The 19,045-nt window shown below is 62.4% G+C and carries 18 protein-coding genes; 17 read left to right on the top strand and 1 reads right to left on the bottom strand.

Features of this window, described 5'->3' with window-relative positions:
- The first annotated feature begins 1 nt into the window (after position 1).
- The 3 genes from OU999_13720 to OU999_13710 all read left to right on the top strand — a co-directional run bounded on the left by OU999_13720 (position 2) and on the right by OU999_13710 (position 2,840).
- Entirely contained in the window at positions 2–943 is a 942-nt protein-coding gene (locus OU999_13720) for a GDP-L-fucose synthase (GenBank protein WAC25430.1), read from the top strand.
- 79 nt (positions 944–1,022) lie between these two features.
- Positions 1,023–1,979: an SDR family oxidoreductase gene (locus tag OU999_13715; GenBank protein ID WAC22796.1), complete on the top strand. Its 957-nt coding sequence runs from the start codon at positions 1,023–1,025 to the stop codon at positions 1,977–1,979.
- Positions 1,980–2,117: 138 nt separating this feature from the next.
- Complete coding sequence (locus OU999_13710) at positions 2,118–2,840, top strand: class I SAM-dependent methyltransferase (GenBank protein WAC22795.1); 723 nt, start codon at positions 2,118–2,120, stop codon at positions 2,838–2,840.
- A gap of 233 nt (positions 2,841–3,073) precedes the next feature.
- On the opposite strand, the gene OU999_13705 is transcribed toward OU999_13710, so the two are convergent.
- Positions 3,074–3,808 carry a DUF268 domain-containing protein gene (locus OU999_13705; GenBank protein ID WAC22794.1) on the bottom strand — a complete coding sequence of 245 codons (735 nt, stop codon included), beginning with the start codon at positions 3,806–3,808 and terminating at the stop codon, positions 3,074–3,076.
- A gap of 172 nt (positions 3,809–3,980) precedes the next feature.
- On the opposite strand from OU999_13705, the gene OU999_13700 reads away from it, so the two are divergent.
- From OU999_13700 to OU999_13635, 14 genes are all read left to right on the top strand, one after another.
- Positions 3,981–5,312, top strand: a complete 1,332-nt coding sequence (locus OU999_13700) for an oligosaccharide flippase family protein (GenBank protein WAC22793.1) — start codon at positions 3,981–3,983, stop codon at positions 5,310–5,312.
- Between the two features lies 1 nt (position 5,313).
- Positions 5,314–6,645, top strand: coding sequence for a hypothetical protein (locus OU999_13695; protein ID WAC22792.1), 1,332 nt, complete (start codon positions 5,314–5,316; stop codon positions 6,643–6,645).
- A complete protein-coding gene (locus OU999_13690) occupies positions 6,629–7,591 on the top strand; it encodes a glycosyltransferase (protein ID WAC22791.1) in 963 nt (320 codons plus the stop codon). The genes OU999_13695 and OU999_13690 overlap by 17 nt, the downstream gene beginning before the upstream one ends.
- Positions 7,592–7,646: 55 nt before the next feature.
- Positions 7,647–8,858, top strand: coding sequence for a glycosyltransferase family 4 protein (locus OU999_13685; protein ID WAC22790.1), 1,212 nt, complete (start codon positions 7,647–7,649; stop codon positions 8,856–8,858).
- Positions 8,859–8,909: 51 nt separating this feature from the next.
- Entirely contained in the window at positions 8,910–9,548 is a 639-nt protein-coding gene (locus OU999_13680) for a class I SAM-dependent methyltransferase (GenBank protein WAC22789.1), read from the top strand.
- 31 nt (positions 9,549–9,579) lie between these two features.
- Complete coding sequence (locus OU999_13675) at positions 9,580–10,368, top strand: glucose-1-phosphate cytidylyltransferase (GenBank protein ID WAC22788.1); 789 nt, start codon at positions 9,580–9,582, stop codon at positions 10,366–10,368.
- Positions 10,369–10,374: 6 nt separating this feature from the next.
- Positions 10,375–11,478 carry a CDP-glucose 4,6-dehydratase gene (rfbG, locus tag OU999_13670; GenBank protein ID WAC22787.1) on the top strand — a complete coding sequence of 368 codons (1,104 nt, stop codon included), beginning with the start codon at positions 10,375–10,377 and terminating at the stop codon, positions 11,476–11,478.
- Positions 11,479–11,504: 26 nt separating this feature from the next.
- Complete coding sequence (locus tag OU999_13665; protein ID WAC22786.1) at positions 11,505–12,668, top strand: glycosyltransferase; 1,164 nt, start codon at positions 11,505–11,507, stop codon at positions 12,666–12,668.
- A gap of 122 nt (positions 12,669–12,790) precedes the next feature.
- The gene (locus OU999_13660) at positions 12,791–13,513 is read left to right on the top strand and encodes an FkbM family methyltransferase (protein WAC22785.1); all 723 of its coding nucleotides are present in this window, start codon (positions 12,791–12,793) and stop codon (positions 13,511–13,513) included.
- 36 nt (positions 13,514–13,549) lie between these two features.
- Entirely contained in the window at positions 13,550–14,425 is an 876-nt protein-coding gene (locus OU999_13655; GenBank protein WAC22784.1) for an NAD-dependent epimerase/dehydratase family protein, read from the top strand.
- A gap of 70 nt (positions 14,426–14,495) precedes the next feature.
- Complete coding sequence (locus tag OU999_13650; protein ID WAC22783.1) at positions 14,496–15,053, top strand: putative colanic acid biosynthesis acetyltransferase; 558 nt, start codon at positions 14,496–14,498, stop codon at positions 15,051–15,053.
- A 23-nt stretch (positions 15,054–15,076) separates the two neighbouring features.
- Positions 15,077–16,009, top strand: a complete 933-nt coding sequence (locus tag OU999_13645; GenBank protein WAC22782.1) for a glycosyltransferase family 2 protein — start codon at positions 15,077–15,079, stop codon at positions 16,007–16,009.
- Positions 16,006–17,250, top strand: coding sequence for a glycosyltransferase family 4 protein (locus OU999_13640; protein ID WAC22781.1), 1,245 nt, complete (start codon positions 16,006–16,008; stop codon positions 17,248–17,250). Before OU999_13645 ends, OU999_13640 begins: the two co-directional genes overlap by 4 nt.
- Before the next feature lie 288 nt (positions 17,251–17,538).
- A complete protein-coding gene (locus OU999_13635) occupies positions 17,539–18,918 on the top strand; it encodes an O-antigen ligase family protein (GenBank protein ID WAC22780.1) in 1,380 nt (459 codons plus the stop codon).
- The last annotated feature ends 127 nt before the right edge of the window (positions 18,919–19,045 follow it).

Here is a 19,045-nt window from a genome sequence, read left to right as displayed (position 1 = left end):
CCTGTCGGGAAAGCGCGTATTCGTTGCCGGCCATCGCGGGATGGTCGGCGGCGCCATCGTGCGCCAGCTTGAGCAGATCGACTGCGAAGTCCTGACGGCATCGCGCGCCGAACTGGACCTGATCGACCAGGCCGCAACCCGGCAGTGGATCGCGCAGCAACGCCCCGATGCGATCGTGGTGGCAGCGGCCAAGGTCGGCGGCATCCTGGCCAATGACACCTATCCTGCTGATTTCCTGTTCGACAATCTGGCGATTGCGTCGAACGTTATCGAAGCAGCGCACCGGGCCGATGTGAACCGCCTGCTGTTCCTGGGCTCGAGCTGCATCTATCCCAAGCTGGCCGATCAGCCGATCGTCGAAGAGGCGCTGCTGACCGGGCCGCTGGAGCCGACCAACGAATGGTATGCGGTCGCCAAGATCGCGGGCATCAAGCTGTGCCAGGCCTATCGCCGCCAGCATGGCCGCGACTATATCTCGGCCATGCCGACCAACCTGTACGGCCCCGGCGACAATTTCGATCTCAACAGCAGCCATGTGCTGCCTGCGCTCATCCGCAAGGCGCATGAAGCCAAGCTCTCCGGCGCCGAGGATATCACCATCTGGGGCACCGGCACCCCGCGCCGCGAATTCCTCCACGCCGATGATTGCGCCAGTGCGTGCGTGTATCTGCTGCAGAACTATTCGGACGCGGTGCACGTCAATGTCGGGTCGGGCGAGGATATCACGATCTATGACCTGGCGCGCATGGTGTGCGACACGGTGGGCTTTGCCGGGCCGATCGTGAAGGATGAAACCAAGCCCGACGGCACGCCGCGCAAGCTGATGAGCGCCGACAAGCTGCGCGGCATGGGCTGGGCACCGCGGATCGAGCTCGCGGATGGTATTGCCAGCACTTACGAGTGGTTCCTCCAGAACCGCGTGCAAAGCGGCGCGACAGCCTGATGAGCCCATGGGAGTGTCTGGACCATGTCGATCCAGGTTCTTCATTACGTTTTATGAGCATCAATAAAGGAAATGGCGCATGACCCGCCAGTATTTTGGACGTAAGCGGATTCTTGTTACCGGCGGTGCGGGTTTTCTGGGGTCGCACTTGATCGATCGTCTGCTTGATCGTGGCGACGAGGTCCTGTGTGTCGACAACCTTTTCACCGGCGACAAGAGCAATATCGATCACCTGAGCGGGCATCCGCGTTTCGAATTCATGCGGCATGACATCTGCTTCCCCCTCTATGTCGAGGTGGATCAGATCTTCAATCTGGCCTGTCCGGCATCGCCCGTTCATTATCAGCACGACCCGGTGCAGACCACCAAGACCAGCGTGCATGGTGCCATCAACATGCTCGGCCTTGCCAAGCGCTTGAACTGCCGGATCTTCCAGGCCTCCACCAGCGAGGTCTATGGCGACCCGTCGGTGCACCCCCAGCCGGAAGAATATTGGGGCAACGTGAACCCGATCGGCATCCGGTCCTGTTATGACGAAGGCAAGCGCTGCGCTGAAACGCTGTTCTTCGATTATCATCGCCAGCACGATCTCGAGATCAAGGTGGTGCGCATCTTCAACACCTATGGCCCGCGGATGCATCCTGCCGATGGCCGGGTCGTGTCCAACTTCATCATGCAGGCGCTCGCCGGCGAGGATATCACCATGTACGGTGACGGCTCGCAGTCGCGCTCGTTCTGCTTCTATTCGGACCTGATCGACGGTTTCCTCAAGCTGATGGATTCGCCGCCCGAAGTGACGGGCCCGATCAACATCGGTAACCCGGTCGAATTCACCATCCGCGAACTGGCAGAGCTGGTTCTGGAACTGACCGGGGCCAAGTCCAAGCTGCTGTTCAAGCCGCTGCCGCAGGACGATCCGACGCAGCGCAAGCCTGACATTACCAAGGCGCGCGAATTGCTGGGTTGGGAACCGAAGGTGCAGCTGCGCGAAGGACTGCTGGAGACCATCGCCTATTTCCGCAGGTTCTTTGACTGATCGACGTGACCTGGCTCGCCCCCGCGCCTCCGCCATGAGCCGGGGCAAGGGGATGGCAGGTTGATTATACCCCAGTCGGTCGGCCAAGTGGGGTAATGGAGAGACCTTGATCCCGATTTCATCCGGCAGGAGGCCCTAGTGGTATTTGATCCGCATATCGATTTGCCTGGTGGTTTCAGTGCCAGTGACAGCACGATCGATTTCTATGCTCGGGTCAACAGCCTGATCCGTCCAGACATGACCGTGCTGGACCTCGGGGCTGGACGCGCAGGCTGGTTCGAGGACGATCCACTGGCATTCCGCCGCGACCTGCGGTTGATGAAGGGCAAGGTTGCCAAGGTCATCGCCGCCGATGTCGATCCTGCGGTGATGGAAAACAAGGCAGCTGACGAGTGCCTTATCATGACCATGGAGCGCATTCCGGTCGAGGACAGCTCGGTTGACCTGATCATTTCGGATTATGTTCTGGAGCATGTGGCGAACCCTGACTCCTTTGTCCGGGAAATCAACCGCGTGCTCAAGCCCGGTGGCTGGATGTGTGCCCGGACGCCGCACAAGTTCCATATGGCCAGTCTGGTCGCGCAGATGGTCCCGAACAGGAAGCACAGCGCGGCGCTGAAATTCGTCCAGCCTGACCGGCAGGAGCGGGATGTCTTTCCGACGACCTACAAGATGAATACCCTGGGCGATATCGGAAGGGCATTTGCCGGCTACAGGAACCAGTCCTTCGTCTTCAAATGCGACCCGGCCTATTATTTTGGCAGCAAGGCGGTCTTCCGGATTTCCGAAATCGCCTCGCACGTGCTGCCCAATGCCCTGTTCGGCAATGTCTTTGTCTTCGTCCAGAAACCTGGAGCCTGATCGGGCAGCCTGATATCTGAGGCCTAGGGCATCTGCAGCCCGGCCCGTTCAAGCTCGACGGTTCGCCAATGGCACCATCAGGGCACCTGAGCCATTTGCGCGCATGGCAGGAATTCGGGGCCGCTGCTCAACAGGCCGAGCGGTGCCCGACCAAGCGGACACATATCGGGGGTAGCGTTACGTCACGCGGCAGGCAGCGCGGGGCAACGGGAACTGCTGCGCCCGCTGCCTGCTCAGCCTTCCAGCTTGCGGAAGGTATAGATCCCGCAGCCGTTCTGGACCGAGATGGCCGCGTCAACGTCCTTCTGGGTGTGAAGGTCGCCGGCATCGTCGACAAAGTCGAAACGCTCCAGTTCGTAATCCTTCTTGTCGAACCAGTTGAAGACCTCACTCCGGCCAAAGGTCCGCTGCGCATTGAAACGGACGATGGTTTCGATGCCGATCGGGAAGGCAATGTACAGCCGGCCGCCGGGCTCCACCATCGACCAGATGTTGCGGAAGCCGGTGATATGGCCCTTGGGGTCGATCACGTCCCCATAGCGACCCAGGCCGAAATGCTCGATGGCGTGCAGGCACGAGACGGAGTCCGCGCGCACCGCGTTCACGACGCCCGGTTCCATGAGATCGGCCTGGACGTAGACGATGTTCTTGTGAACCGAGGGCGGCATCGGACGGATATCGAGCATCTCGATGGTGCGGTACGATGCGACATGCGCGATGAAGCCGTCGACGCGCGAACCGATGTCGACATGCCTTTTGGGGTTGTTTTCGTGGATCAAAGAGGCCACCAGCAGGTCCTGATGGAAATAATGGCCCCGGTCGCTGCCCGCCGACTGCTTGTAATCGTCAAGAAAGGGCCAGTAATTGTCAATGCTGCCGCCTTGCGCGCGGAAGGTGTTGGCGTCCTTCCAGAGTTTCGGCAGATACAGGAGGTTTCCGAAGCGCCGCGGATCGATCCCGCATTCCACCGCAAGGTATCCCAGTGACCTAAAAAACCCCATTGCAATCCCTAACCTTTTTGGCGACAGCGGGCGCCTGATTTGGCCGCCTAATGGCCTCGAATCTGCGTAACATCAAGCTGATTCTCGAGCGGCGGCGAGCGGCTTTCGGGCGTGCAAACAGTGGAAGGCCTTTCGGATTATGCGGCAGTTGGTACGCCTGCTCGGGCAGAACATACTGCTGGTTGCGCTCAGTTTCATCGTCGGCATCCTCACTGCCCGCGCTCTGCCGCCCAGCGACCGGGGAACCGTCGCGCTGTGCCAGACGATCGCGCTTTTCACGGCCAATGTCGTTCCCTGGGGAACGCATATCTATCTGTCCCGGCTCGCAGCGACGCCGACCTATCCGGCGAAGGTCATCTACGCGTTCGTTTATCGCTATATCGCGGTGATTGCCTTGATCGGCTTTGGTGCTGCGTGGCTCGCCGTGTCGGCCTTCCAGATATGGGGATCGCTGCAATCCAGCGCATCGCTGACCATCATCGCTGCGCTGATCGTGCCCTTGTCGGTCACCAACGCCTATCAGACGCAGATCGAGCTTGGCCGTGCCAATATAACCGGCTTTGGCATGCTGCGCCTGATCACCTCGGTGGTCCAGATCGTGCTGCTGGCCGCGATCTTCCTGCTCGACCGTGCTTCCCCGCAATTGGTGCTGGGCATCTTCTGCGTCGCGGTGTTCACCAGCTGCGCGCTCGGCGCGGCGCTTATCCGCCATGGTGCGCCCGTCGGCGAGGCGCCGCCTGAGCCGCTGCGTGCCTGGGAGACGTTGCGCCACTCCGGCAAATACGGGCTGGCCGTCGTCTCGTCGAGTTTGCTTCAAAATGCCGACAAGATCCTGGTCGGGCTGTTCTTCTCTCCCTTCCATGTCGGCATCTATTTCGTGGCCGCCGGGCTCGCGCAGGTCATTCACATCGCCGGTGATGCCTTCACTCAGTCCATGTATATCCGCGCGGTCGGCAGCCAGGCAGGCACGGGCCAGGATTGGCAGAGCATTGCCGAGCGGCTCAGGCTGACGACATTGGTCTATATCAGCATTGCGCTGCCCTCGATTGCCGTGCTCGCCATGATCCTGCCGCTGGTCTATGGCGAAAGCTATCGCGCAGGGGCATGGCTGATGATCGCGCTGGTGCCCGCGGCCCTGGCGTTCAGCCTCAACCGGAATTGCGAGGAGCTGATCAAGGGGCTGGGCGGCACGGTGCTGACGCTGAATCTCTCGCTCCTTCCGGTCATTTTCCTGGCTGTCATCTTCGGCGTGCTGGGCGACAGCAGCAACCTTGCCCAGTTCTGCTGGTTTGTTTTGATGTCTTATATGGTTGGCCTATGTGCTTATGCGGTTGCCCTGCGGCGCATGAGCGGGCTGGGCATCCATCATTTTTTCCTATGCAAGCCCGAGGACATCCGCATGCTGTTCGTGGCGATCCGCACCATCGCACTCCGGGGCAGGCGCGCCCCCGAGAAGCAACCGCGAGGCTGAGATGATATTTTTCTATTTCGTTCAGATCGGGGTGATGACGGCAGCGGTCGCATTCAGCTGGCTGCGCTTCCGGCACGTGCTGCACCCGCATTTCATTTTTTCTGTTGTTATGTTCGTGCACTATTCGGACTTTTTCGTCCGCGGATATGATGACCTCAGTTTGGAACTGATCGATCCGGCGAACCTCATTGTCTATCAGATGCTGACGCTCGCCTGCTTTGCCTTGCCCATTTTCATCACGGGCTTGTGGCAGCACAAGGACATGACTGCCTCCCTCAATTCGGTCAGGGATTTCGGGCAGATCGGGCGCGGTGCCGGTGGTTACGCCCTGCTTATTGCTGTTCTTTTCATTCTCATCGAAATGCTGAAGCGTCTCTATCTCAGCGACTGGTCACCGTCCTGGGTGTTTGAACAGATGCTCGGCCCGCGCAACGAGCGCCAATGGGTGCCATCGCTGCTGGCCCGAGACCTTGAATCCGAACAGATCGTCAGCAATCCGTTTTTCCAGTTGATCTCCGCTCTATTTCCAATTGCCGCAATTATCACGGCATTCAGTATGATCTATTCGAGCACCGCCGTCAGGGTTGTGTCGTTCATAGTCTATTTGTTCGCCGTATTTATACTTCTGACCGACGGGACACGCACGCCGATCGTTCTGGCCATTGCCAGCCTAACGATCTTTGCGCTGTTGAAATTTCAGTCGATCGGTGCGCGGGTGGCGATTGCAGGCCTGGGGGTTGGGCTGATCGTGATCGCGACATCGGTCATGATCCTTTTCCGCTCCGAAGGCTATTCGGAGCTGCTGCAATCGCGCCGCGACTATGGCGTGACCTATCACCAGGACGATTCCATCTATCGTGCCTGGTACGCCTATGACCGGGCCAGCAAGACCGACTATCGATGGGACCCGGGATATTTTGCCTTCACGGTCGCGGCCACGCCCGTGCCGCGTGCAATCTGGCCGGACAAGCCGTTCCTGTCGCAGGCCTATTTTGGTCCCTTTAAACTTGACTATGTGACGATCCTGTTCCTCGGAGAATTCGTCGCGATGTTCGGGGTGGTCGGCGGGACGTTTGCGGGCTTTCTGTATTGCATTCTGGTCTACCGATTATGGCTTTCGTTTGCGCCCTTGCTCGGCCGTCCGTTCGGGTTGGTGGGCTATCTGTTCTGGGCCCTGTGGGTCTATTCGCTGTTCAGATCGGTGCAGAATCTCTCACTGCTGATCTACGCCCCCGTGGCGGCGACGCTGCTCATACTTTGGATCGGGAAGATCATGCGTACTGATCGTCCGGCAATCGGCAACAAGGGTCCGTCGAATGCTGCTCGAATTTGACCAGACCCTGTTTGATGAAGTGACACGGGCGCACGAACGGATGCGTGCCCTGGCCGAGGGTGCGCCCGTCGATCGCCCGCTGACCTGGTTCGGTGCTCTCGCGATGGTGTCGGGCTGGTCCTATCGCCTTGCGCATGTTCGCACGGGCGGCGCTGACACCTATTATGTGGCAGTCCATCCGACCAATGTGTGTATCGCGAAGGCGCTTCTGGGCCAGCGCATGGCCTATCTCTACTGGGGCAGCGGCCCGAGGACGGGCCTGAAGCGGCTGCTGACCAGCATGATTCTCAAGCGGTCACGGATCGTTTTCGTCAACGATCCGGCGGCTGGGCGCGACGTCCAGCTGCTCGCAGGTCGCGACGCCGAGATCGTCGATTATGGCTTTGATGCCGAGTTTTTCGTTATCTCCGACGCCCCCCGCGAGGATTATATCTTCTGCCCGGGGTCCAATGACCGCGATCCCACCGTGCTGCTTGGCCTGTGCGCTGCTGGACACAAGGTGGTCTGGCTGAACAACCAGGATGGGGCGAAGGAGAAATATGCCCCTCTTCACGACAATCTCGAGATCGTCTCCTTCCCCAGCTTCGAACAGCTGAGGACCCTGTACCAGCACGCGCGCTGTGTGGTGAACCCGCTGTCGCGCGACGTGCATGCTGCTGGCCAGACGACGACGCTGGAGGCCCTGGGCTGCGGCACCCCGATCGTGGTCTCCCGGGGCCGCACCTCCTCGATTTTCGAGGATGTCGAGCAGGTCTTTGTCTGCGAAACGCTCGATCCTGCAGAATGGGTTGCGGCGATCGGCAAGGCATCGCAATGGCACCATGATTTGTCGGATGACGATGTTCGCGATTTGCGCAATCGTGCGGCAGAGCGCTGGCATGTATTGGCCTCTGCCGGTCGATTCTTCGAACGGTTGCAGCCGCAAGCGGCCGGCGTCGTCCGCTAGGATCCGCCAGGTCATCCGCAGCGCGGGCTTAGAAATGCAAGGAATGTGAAAGCCAATGAAAATCGGGATCGTCTTTGACAATTTTGGCCCGTATCACGTGGCGCGCATGGCTGGCGCGGCGAAATATTGTGACGTCGTGGCTATCGAGGTGTCGCCGAGCAATTCGGAATATGCCTGGGTCAATCCTGACCTCCCGGAAAACCTGACCCACATCACCTTTTCCAACGGCACGGCCAATGGCTGCGATGCCGCGCAGTTCGTCCAGATCTTCAACGAGAAGCTCGTGCCGCTGGGGCTGGACTGCATCGCGGTGCCGGGCTGGTCGTCGCTCGCAGCGCTGGCCCTCACCCGCTGGTGCGCCGAACGCGGCATTCCCGTGATCTGCATGTCTGAAACCAATGGCTGGGATTTCGAGCGTTCCTGGCCGACCGAGTTCGCCAAAAAGGGCGTGGTCAGCCATTATGCCGCCGCGCTGGTGACCAGCGATTCCCAGGCGCAGTACATGCACGAACTTGGCCTGGCGCCCGGGGCGATCTTCCGGGGCTATAATGCCGTGGACAACGCCTTTTTCGCCTCTGCGGCCGAGGCGGTGCGCGCCAGCGGCGCCATGCCGTCGCTGGGCGGCACGGCCATGCCTCAGGAATGGCGTAACCGCTATTTCCTGGCATCCAACCGCTTTATCGAGAAGAAGAACCTGCCGACCCTGTTGCGCAGCTATGCGGCCTTTCGCCAGGGGCGCGCCGCCGATCCGGCGGACTGGCCGCTGGTCATGCTGGGCGATGGCGAGATGCGCGCAGAGCTTGAAGCCCTGACCGCCGAGCTGGGGCTCGGCGCGCATGTCCATTATCCCGGCTTCCGCCAGATCGACGAATTGCCGACTTATTATGCGACGGCAGGGGCGTTCGTGCATGTCAGCACCACCGAGCAATGGGGGCTGGTGATCAACGAGGCGCTGGCGAGCGGGCTTCCGGCCATCGTCTCGCGGCGCTGCGGCTGTGCCGAGGTGCTGATCGCCGATGATGTGAACGGCCTGTTGATCGATCCCTATGACGGTGCCGGCATTACCGATGCACTTGCCCGCATGGCCGATCCGGATGTGCGCGAGCGGCTGGCGGGCCAGGCAGCCCGGCACGTGGCCGACTGGGGCCCCGATCGTTTCGGCACCGGGATGCGCGATGCAGCAGCCTATGCGATGCGTCAGCCGCAGGTGCGGCCCAATCTGATCGACCGGCAGTGCCTCAAAATGGCGATAAGTCGGTTGGCATGATCGCGCGGCGATGCTAGCGCGTCCGACGTTGACGAGAAGAGGCGTATCAGCGTGACACAACTGAAGGCCCTTGAAGGCGGATACGTTTACAAGGATGCGCAAGGCACGCTTGCGCATGAATGCCTGCTGCCCGCGCTCGACCAGCTGCTGCTGCAGCATGCGCCCAAGGGCACGCGCATCCTCGATCTGGGGTGCGGCAATGGGTTCGTCACCAACTGGATCAGCAAGAAGGGCTATGACGTCGTCGGCATCGACGCGTCGGATCAGGGCATTGCGCACGCCACCAAGGGCTATCCCGGCATCGCCTTCCACCATGGCTCGGTCTATGAGCCGCTGGCGGAAAAGCTTGGCACCTTCCCGCTGGTCGTCAGCCTGGAAGTGGTCGAGCATCTCTATGCACCGCGCGTGTACATGGAGCAGATCCGGCATCTGGTGCAGCCCGGCGGCACGCTGATCATCAGTGCGCCCTATCACAGCTATATCAAGAACCTGGCGCTGGCCGTCACCGGCAAGATGGACCAGCATTACACCGCGCTTCGGGATCACGGCCATATCAAGTTCTGGTCGCGCGAATCCCTGACCACGTTGCTGGAAGAACAGGGTTTCCGGGTGATGTCGTTCGACCGCGTCGGCCGCATCAAGCCGCTGGCCAAGTCCATGATCATCGTCGCCCAGGCCCCTGGCGCGTAACGTTCCACAGATTGCGTAGAAGGATTGATCGATGAAGGTGGTTATCTTGTGCGGTGGCAAAGGCACCCGGCTGGGCGAAGTCACCGGCAACCTGATACCCAAGCCGATGGCGATGGTCGGCAACGAACCGATCCTGGTGCACATCATGCGCAGCTATGCGCGCCGCGGGCACCGCGAGTTCATCCTGTGCGCAGGCCATCTCAGCTGGGCGATCAAGAGCTATTTCCTCGATTATCATGCCCGCCAGGCCGATGTGACGATCCATACCGGCAAGCGTGGCGATGTGACCTTTCATGACGCGCACGAGCTCGACGACTGGAAGGTGACGATTGCGGAAACCGGCCCCGACAGCGGAACGGCCGGCCGTTTGCGCAAGGTTGCCAAATATATCGAGCCGGGCGAATCCTTCATGCTCACCTATGGCGATGGCGTGAGCGACGTCGATCTTGCGGGGCTCGAGGCGTTTCACCAGGCGCATGGCAAGCTGGTGACGATGACGGGCGTCGTGCCGCCGGGACGCTTTGGCGAGCTGGTGCTGGACGGCGACACCGTCACCGACTGGGCGGAAAAGCCCACCGTGACCGACCGCTATATCAATGGCGGCTTCATGGTGATGCAGCGCGAGTTCATCGACCGGTTCGTCGTCGACAAGGACGATGACGTGATGCTGGAGCGTGAGCCGCTGGCAGAGGCGACCACGGCAGGCGAGCTGATGCTGTTCCGCCATGGCGGATTCTGGCAATGCATGGACACCGCGCGCGACTGGGCATTGCTGAACGAATTGTGGGAAAGCGGCAACGCCCCCTGGGCAGAAGGCTAAGGCTGCATGTTTCTGGACTATTTTCAGGGTCGGCGCGTCCTGGTTACCGGGCATACCGGGTTCAAGGGAAGCTGGCTGAGCCTGTGGCTCGACAAGCTGGGTGCCAAGGTGACCGGGCTTTCGATCGACGTGCCGACGGTTCCGGCGCTGTTCGATCTGGCGGACGTCGAAAGCCTGGTCGCGCACCGGGTGGGCGATATCCGCGATTCCCAAGCGGTCGATGCCGCGCTGGAAGCCAGCGATGCCGAAATCGTGTTTCACCTCGCCGCCCAGCCGCTCGTCCGCCTGTCCTATGAAGAGCCGGTCGATACGCTGAGCGTCAATGTCATCGGCACCGCGCAGGTGCTCGAGGCGGTCCGTCGCCGCGGCAAGCCGTGCAGCGTCATCGTGATCACCTCTGACAAATGCTATGCCAATAACGGCCAGATCTGGGGCTATCGCGAGATCGACCCGATGGGCGGTCACGATCCCTACAGCATGTCCAAGGGTGCAGCCGAACTGGTGGTGGACAGCTGGCGCAACAGCTATTTCGCCGCCTCCGACAGCCCGATCCGGCTGGCATCGGTGCGCGCCGGCAATGTCATCGGCGGAGGTGACTGGGCCAAGGATCGCCTGATCACCGATTGCATCGCCGCGCTGACCCGTCAGGCGCCGATCGAGATCCGCAATCCGCTGGCGACCCGCCCCTGGCAGCATGTGCTCGAGCCGTTGTCCGGTTATCTGTGGCTGGCGGCGCGGCTTGCCACCAGCGAGGATCCGCAGGCCTATGCCCAGGGCTGGAACTTCGGCCCCTATATCGATGGCGTCCGCCCGGTGCGCGATCTGGTCGATTTCGCGCTGAAGTGCTGGGGTGGCGGCAGCTGGCAGATGACCAAGGATGCCGACCAGCCGCACGAGGCCTTTGCCCTGGCGCTCAACTGCGACAAGGCGCACCAGCATCTCAAATGGCGTCCGGCCTGGGATTTCGAGGCTTCGGTGGGTGAAACCATCGCCTGGTACCGGCAATGGGCCGATGGCGCAGACGATATCCGCGCGCTGACTTTGGGCCAGATTGCCGCCTATGAATCCGCAGCACGACAGGCTGCGATAGCCTGGGCGCTGCCCGGCTGACCGCAGGCCGACCCATGCACATCGCGATGACCATTGGCGACATGGACCCGCATACCGGCGGGCCGCCGCAGGTTGTCGCGGGCAGTGCCGCCGCGCTGGCGCGGCGCGGGCACCGGGTGTCGGTGTTCACCCGCGAAACGCCATCGGTTTCCAGGGCGTTTGACGAGCAGTTTGACGGGCTCTCGGTCGAGCTGCTGCGCTTTCCGGTCGATGCGCCCGCAGCGCTGGCCCGCAGCAGCGCGATGAAACAGGCATTTGCGACGCAGTGCGGCTCTATCGACGTGCTGCATGCGCATGGCATCTGGGAAGGGCACCTCGCCCAGCTGGCGCAGGTGATGCGCGCGGCGGGCAAGCCGGTTGTCGTCTCCAGCCATGGCATGCTCGACAGCTGGTCGATGCGCCAGTCGGCCTGGAAGAAGCAGCTGGTGCTGGCTTTGGGCGGCACCGGAACCATGCTTTCCAAGGCCGATGCCGTGGTCTTCGGCACCGAGGAAGAGAGCAACGAGGGGCGCAAGGTCGTCCCGAATGCGCGCCACGTCATCGTGCCCAACGGCATTGACAGCGCGACGATCGCCCGGATCACCGACAGCCTCGATCCATCGGCATTGCTGGCGCGGCTGCCCGTCGTCGCGACGTGGCGGCGCACGATCCTGTATTTCAGCCGAATCCATCCCAAAAAGGGCCTGGACCTGCTGGTCGATGCCTTTGCCCTGCACAAGGACCGGCTGGACGGTGTTGGCCTGCTGGTCGTGGGTATCCCGCAGGATGCCGACTATCTCGCCGCGATCGAGCGCACGATCGCGCAGAACGATCTGTCCGGGCACATTGCCATCACCACCGATCTGACCGGTCCCGATGCCAAGATCGCCTTTGCCGTGGCCGATGTCTTTGCGCTCCCGTCGCACCAGGAAGGCTTTTCGATGGCGATCGTCGAAGCCATGGCTGCGGGCAAGCCGCTGCTGATCACCGACAAGTGCCATATGGCCGAGGTCGCAGACTGGCAGGCGGGGGTGGTCGTGCCCGATACCGCGCCGGGAATCGCCCAGGGCCTTGAGCAGGTGATCGGCCTGGACGACGATGCGCTTGCGCTAATGGGGCGCAACGGCCGCAAGGTCGCCGTGGATTGCTATGACTGGGCGATGATAGCTGCGCGTCTGGAAACGCTGTATCTGCAAGCGGCGCAAAAATGATGGCGGTGCGAAACATCCGCGCCGCAGCGCGTTTGTTCCACCTGTCGTCATGGTCCCTAGCGCACGCACTACCCAGCGTTGCTGGCCATTGCACGGATGGCCAGGTCTAGCCGATGCGCCGCGTGGTTCTGAAACTTCTGAAATCGTTCGGCGTCGAGGTGACGCGGTACAGCCTTTTCAAGCGATCCATAGATTTGCTGGTCGCGCTGGAGGCCGAACGCGGCAGGAAGCCGTTCTTTCTCCAGGTCGGGGCGAACAACGGCATCGATTTCGACGATTTTTTTGCCATCGTGGGCGCGCACGAGCTGCCGGGAATCGCGGTCGAGCCCATCGCCTATTATTTCCAGACGCTGGAAGAGGTCTACAAGCGGCACCGCGACATCAGGACGCTGAATGTCGCCATTCACCCGGTGGAAACATCGGCCATTCTCTACCGGGTCGACCCGGCCAAGGTCTCGATCAGCTGGCAACATGGCATCGGATCATTCTCGCGCGCGCACATCCTGAAAAACGGCGTTCCGGCCGAGCATATCATCGAAGAGCAGGTCGAGTGCCTGTCTCTGGCCGACATCGTTGCACATCATGTGCCCGAAAATGCGTCGATCGATATCCTCATGTGCGACACCGAGGGATTTGACGGAGAGATCATGCAGATGGTCGATCTCGTGCATATCAGGCCCAAGGTGATCAAGTTTGAATCGATCAACCTGTCGCAGGATGTGGTGCGGACGATCGCGGCGCGCCTCTGCCAGGCGGGCTATGTGGTCGAGCAAGGTATTCAGGATTGTGTTGCGGTCGAGAGGACATATGCCGACAGGCTGTCGCATTTCCTCAAGGCCAGCTGAAATTGCCATCAGGTCATCAGATGAAAAAGAACGTGCGTGGAAAATAAGTCGGGACCATTGGCAGGCACCCTGGTCGTAACCGGGGCATCCGGTTTCATCGGACGCCGCGTCGTTGCCCTAGCGCACGCGCGCGGCGCGAATGTGCTGGCGCCGCGCCGCAGCGAGCTCGACTGGACCGATGCGGCGGCGGTGCGGGGCTTCATGGGCGCGATGCAGCCTGGGGCTGTCATCCATCTGGCATCGCCCGGGGTATTTGCCCCGGACCCCAATGATCCTGTGCTGATCGACCAGGAATGCGCGATGATGCAGAACCTGCTTGCCGCAGCGCCCGCGGGGTGCCGCATCATCGGCGGCGGCAGCATGGCGGAATATGGCCGCTCGGGCCGGTTGCGCGAGGATATGGAGTGCGCGCCGCACAATGCCTATGCGCGCGCCAAGTTCGAGGCTGGCCGCCTGCTCGTCGATTGCCTTCGGACCGGGGCCGTCACCGGGTGCCACGCGCGAATTTTCGGCGCTTATGGCCCTGGCGAGGCACCGCGCCGCCTGATGCCGATGGTCATTGCCTGCCTTGGCCGCAGCCAGAGCGTGCCCTTGAGCGACGGCACGCAGTTGCGCGACTTCGTGCATGTCGATGATGTGGCCGCCGCGCTGCTCGACCTCGCCGGGGGCCATGCGCCCCGGGACCCTGTCATCAATATCGGCACGGGCAAGGGTGTCCTGCTGCGCGTTGCCGTCGAACGCATCGCCAGCGAACTTGGCGCTCCGCAGGATCTGCTCAACTTCGGATCGATCCAGCGCTCGCCGCACGATCAGGATGTGCTGGAGGCCGATGTCGCACGGCTGGAGGCTGCGATCGGCTGGGTGCCACAGCAACATTTCCTTGCGCCCGCGCCGCTGTTGCCATTGCTGTGATTTTGTATAGGGAGCGTCGCCATGCCGTGCCGAAACCGCCATTCCTGCTGCAAGACAAGGGGTGTGGACGGTGGCGCTTGAGCGAATTGCCCCTCCCGATCTGACCGACCGGTTGCGGCGCATCAGCTGGCAGATGTTCTGGCTGCTGTTTTTCCGCGCATCCCCGGTTCCGCTGCATGCATGGCGTTGCTTCATTCTCAGGCTCTGGGGCGCGCGCATCGGATCGGGCGTCCACCCCTATCCCAGCGCGCGGATATGGGCACCGTGGAACCTGACCATGGAGGACGGCAGCTGTCTCGGGGCGCAGAGCGACTGCTACAATGTCGCGCATGTCACGCTGGGGCGCAACTGCGTGGTCAGCCAGAAGGCCTATCTCTGCACGGCGAGCCATGACATTCGCGATCCGGGTTTTCCGCTGACGGGAGCACCGATCAGCGTGGGCGAGGGTGCCTGGGTGGCAGCGGCCGCGTTTATCGGGCCAGGCGTCACCATCGGCGCAGGCGCGGTTGTCGCGGCATGCGCCGTCGTCAGCCGGTCGGTCGAGCCCAATGCGATCGTCGCCGGCAATCCGGCCGAGCGCATTGGCACCCGGCCCGATCTTGCACCCGCCGCCGCTGCGGCCCGATGACCAGATACCCGGGATAGAACGCCTTGGAACTGCACGCCATCATCCTGACGCTGGACGAAGAGCAGCATATCGCCCGCTGCATCGAATCGATCCGTGCCCATTGCACCAGTATCTTGGTGATCGATTCCGGGTCGCGTGACCGGACGCTGGAGATTGCGCGGGACATGGGCGCAGAGACGGTGGTTCACCCGTTCACCACCCATGCCGCGCAGGTCAATGCCGCGATCGACATGCTGGCAGACCGTCCCGGTTGGCGGCTGCGGATCGATGCGGATGAATATCTTGAGCCTGGCTCGGGCGAGCGGATGCTGGCTGCGATTGCCCATGCGCCGGCGGACTGTGCGGGCCTCACCGTGCGGCGGCATATCTGCTTTCTGGGCCGCAAGATCCGCTGGGGCGGGATCGAGCCCAATCCGCAGCTGCGCGTGTGGCGCGGCGGGCTTGGCCGTTCCGAACAGCGCTGGATGGACGAGCATATCGTGGTCAATGGCAAGGTCGCCGCGACCACGGTCGACATGACCGACGAAAATCTCAACTCGGTCACCTGGTGGACCACCAAACATAACGGCTATGCCAGCCGCGAGGCGGTGCAGGTGCTGCTGGCCGAGGCCGGGCAGGCGGTGACCGGCGAAGACAGCGCGCGGCTTGCGTTCGTGCCTTCGGTCAAGCGCGCGATCAAGACCCATGTCTACAACCGCCTGCCGCTGGCGCTGCGCAGCATGGCCTATGTGTTCCTGCGCTATGTGCTGCTGCTCGGGTTTCTCGATGGCCGGGAAGGCTTCTATTTCCACTTCCTCCAGGGCTTCTGGTACCGGACGCTGGTGGATGCCAAGATCACCGACGTGAAGCAGGCGATGCGCCACAACGGTCTTTCGCTTGATGCTGCCATCCAGCAGCGGCTGGGAATCAGCGTGGCGGCCACCGCGCTGCCCGGCCAGACGCGGGGGGGGGCATGAGCCAGAATCAGCCGGTGCGGTGCGTGTTCGTCAACCGCTTCTTCTGGCCGGATCTGTCGGCCACTTCGCAGATCCTGAGCGACCTTGCCTTTGCGCTGGCCGATCATGGGCTTGATGTCCATGTCATCACCAGCCGCCTGACCTATGAAGGCGATGGCGATCGCCTGCCATCGCTGGCGGAGCATCGCGGTGTCACCATCCATCGGGTGTGGACCAGCGGGTTCGGCCGCGACCGGCTGCTGGGCCGGGCGATCGACTATATCAGCTTCTATGTCATGGCGGTGCTGGCGGCGATCCGGCTGGCCAGGGGCGGTTGGCTGGTGATCAAGACCGATCCGCCGCTGCTGTCCATCCCGATGCGGCTCGCTGCCCGGTTGACCGGTGCGCGCCAGGTCAACTGGTTGCAGGATGTCTATCCCGAACTCGCCGTGCTGCTTGGCGTGAAGCTGGCCAAGGGGCCCATCGGCAAGATTCTTACGCGTTTGCGCAATGCATCGCTGGCCCGGTCGCACACCAATGTCGTGATCGGCGAGACCATGGCCGAATTGCTGGAGCGTCAGGGCATCCCCTCCAGCCGCATCACCGTGATCCACAACTGGACTGACGACCGATCGATCGCGCCCGGCGAAGGACTTGGTGCCGATCTGCGCCGCAGCTGGGGCTTTGCCGAGGATGATCTGGTCGTCGGCTATTCGGGCAATCTCGGCCGGGCGCATGATCTCGATACCCTTGTCGAGGCGGCGGCATTGCTGCAGGCCGAAGGCGACAGCCGCATCCGTTTCCTGTTCATTGGCGGCGGCCATCTGCGCGCCAGCCTGGACCAGGTGATTGGCGAGCGCGGCCTCACCAATATCCATCGCCAACCCTATCAGCCGCGCGAACTGCTGCCCCATTCCATGGCGGTTCCCGATGTGCACTGGATGTCGCTGCGGCCCGAGCTTGAGGGGCTGATCGTGCCCAGCAAATTCTACAGCGCCGCCGCCAGCGGTCGCCCTATCGTGTTTGTCGGCTCGCCCGATGGCCAGCTGGCGCGGATGATCGCCGCGGCGCAATGCGGTGCCTCGGTCGCGATTGGCGAGGGCGCTGCACTGGCGCAATTGCTGCGTGCCTGGGCCGATGATCCCGCCGCGCTGGTGGCGATGGGGCAGGGCAGCCGGGCCTTGATTGTGCAAAATTACACTCAGCATGGGTCCATTGACCGCTGGCGCCAGCTGCTGGTCGGCGGCGAGGCTTCAGCTTAGCGCAAGCGCGGCTTTCAGGACATTGCCAGCCCCAAGGGCCGGTGCTAACGCCCTCGAAACGGACGACCTCTGGGTCTTCTTGACATCGACAGCCAGGTCTGGCCCCAGGGGGCCAATGGTCCGCGGCCCGATCAGAGTGTGGATTTTCTTATGGAGCAACCCTCGCGACCCGTGTCGCAGTCGTTGAAAAAGTTCAGCAATCCTCCCTCGGGCCGCCTCCTGAAGAGGAGCAGCCCCAAGCGCAAGAAATCCAGTTGGCTGTCGCTGGCCCCGATCCAGCGCAGCGGCATGTCCGCTGCCTTCGGGTGTTTCGCGGCCCTTCTGGTGCTTGTCTTCCTGACCGGTGGCGGTTCGCGCGATGACATCCAGTCGCTGATCGTCCTGCGGCCGGTGGCCCTGCTGCTGGGCGCCTATGCCGCGACCCGCATCACCGCCGACCAGTGGCGCGCGATCGCCGTGCCTGCCTGGCTGCTGATCGCCATTGCCGCCGTGCTGACGTTGCAACTGATCCCGTTGCCGCCCGGCGTCTGGACCAGCCTTCCGGGGCGCGAGCTGCATGCGCAGGCGCTTCTGGCAGCAGGGCTGGGCGATGCCTGGCACCCGATGAGCCTTTCGCCCGCCAAGACGCTCAACGCGCTGATGTCCCTGTCCGTGCCCATGGCGGCGCTGCTGCTGTTCGGGCTGCTTGATTTTCGTGCGCGCCAGCGCAGCCTGTGGCTGATCGCAGGCCTGTGCGTCTTCTCGGCGGTGCTCGGCGTCGCGCAGCTGCTCGGCTCTGCCGGTGGGCCGCTCTATTTCTATCGCATCACCAACGGCACGTCGCTGGTCGGGGTGTTTGCCAATCGCAACCATCAGGCGTTTCTGCTGGCCTTTGCCGGGCTGGTCAGCGCCGCCATCCTGCTGTTCAATGGCGAGCGCCAGCGCGGCTCGCTGCCGCCGGTGCGGCTGATGATGCTGACCGGGTGCATCGCCATGGTGACGTTGCTGATCGCGCTGACCGGTTCGCGTGCCGGCCTTTTGCTCAACGGCGTGTCGGTCGTCATCATCGCCTATATGATGCGTGTGGCCGGCAAGGTTGCGGTGTCGCGCTCGGCACCGGCGAAGAAGATCGGGGCCAACCGCTATCTGTGGCTGGTGCCTGTCGTCGGCGCGGTTCTGGCGACGGCGGTCAGCATCTTCATGTCGCGCTCGGAGGGCTTCAAGCGCATCATGGAATCGGAAAGCCAGGTCGAGCTGCGCGGTGATGTGCTGCCTCAGCTTCTGGGAATGCTCTGGTCCTTCTTCCCGTTTGGCGCTGGCTTCGGTGCGTTCGAGAACGTGTATCGCCAGTTCGAGACGGTCGAGCTGATCGGACCCAGCTATCTCAACAATGCGCATAATGACTGGCTGCAGGTGCTGATCGAAGGCGGCGTGCCCGGCGCTCTGCTGCTGGCGGCGGGAATCGGCTGGGTCGCGCTCCGCTCGGTTGCCGTGCTGCGTGCGGCCAAAAGCGGCAGCCATGAAAATGGCATGCGGCTGCTGGCTGCGGGATTCTTCGTTTTGCTGGCTTTGGCCAGCGTGTTCGACTACCCGGCCCGGGTGCCGATCATCATGGCTTTGGCGGCGGTGATGGCGGGCATTCTGGCATTGCCCGAGACCAGCCGGTCCAGCGCCGCAAGTGCAGCATAACGTCAGGGGAAATGCCTTGCTCCCCCGGACCATCGTCTTTAAGACGTTGGCCGGATGAGGCGAGGGTACGAGCCTGTCGATGCATTGACTGGATTTTCTACCGCAAAGTTTGTTTGAAAGCTGACAA

This window comes from Blastomonas sp. SL216 (genome assembly GCA_026625625.1).
In the GTDB taxonomy this organism is placed as follows: domain Bacteria; phylum Pseudomonadota; class Alphaproteobacteria; order Sphingomonadales; family Sphingomonadaceae; genus Blastomonas.
The sequence above is the reverse complement of the archived record's forward strand: the minus strand, read 5'-3'. Positions and strand labels throughout refer to the sequence as shown.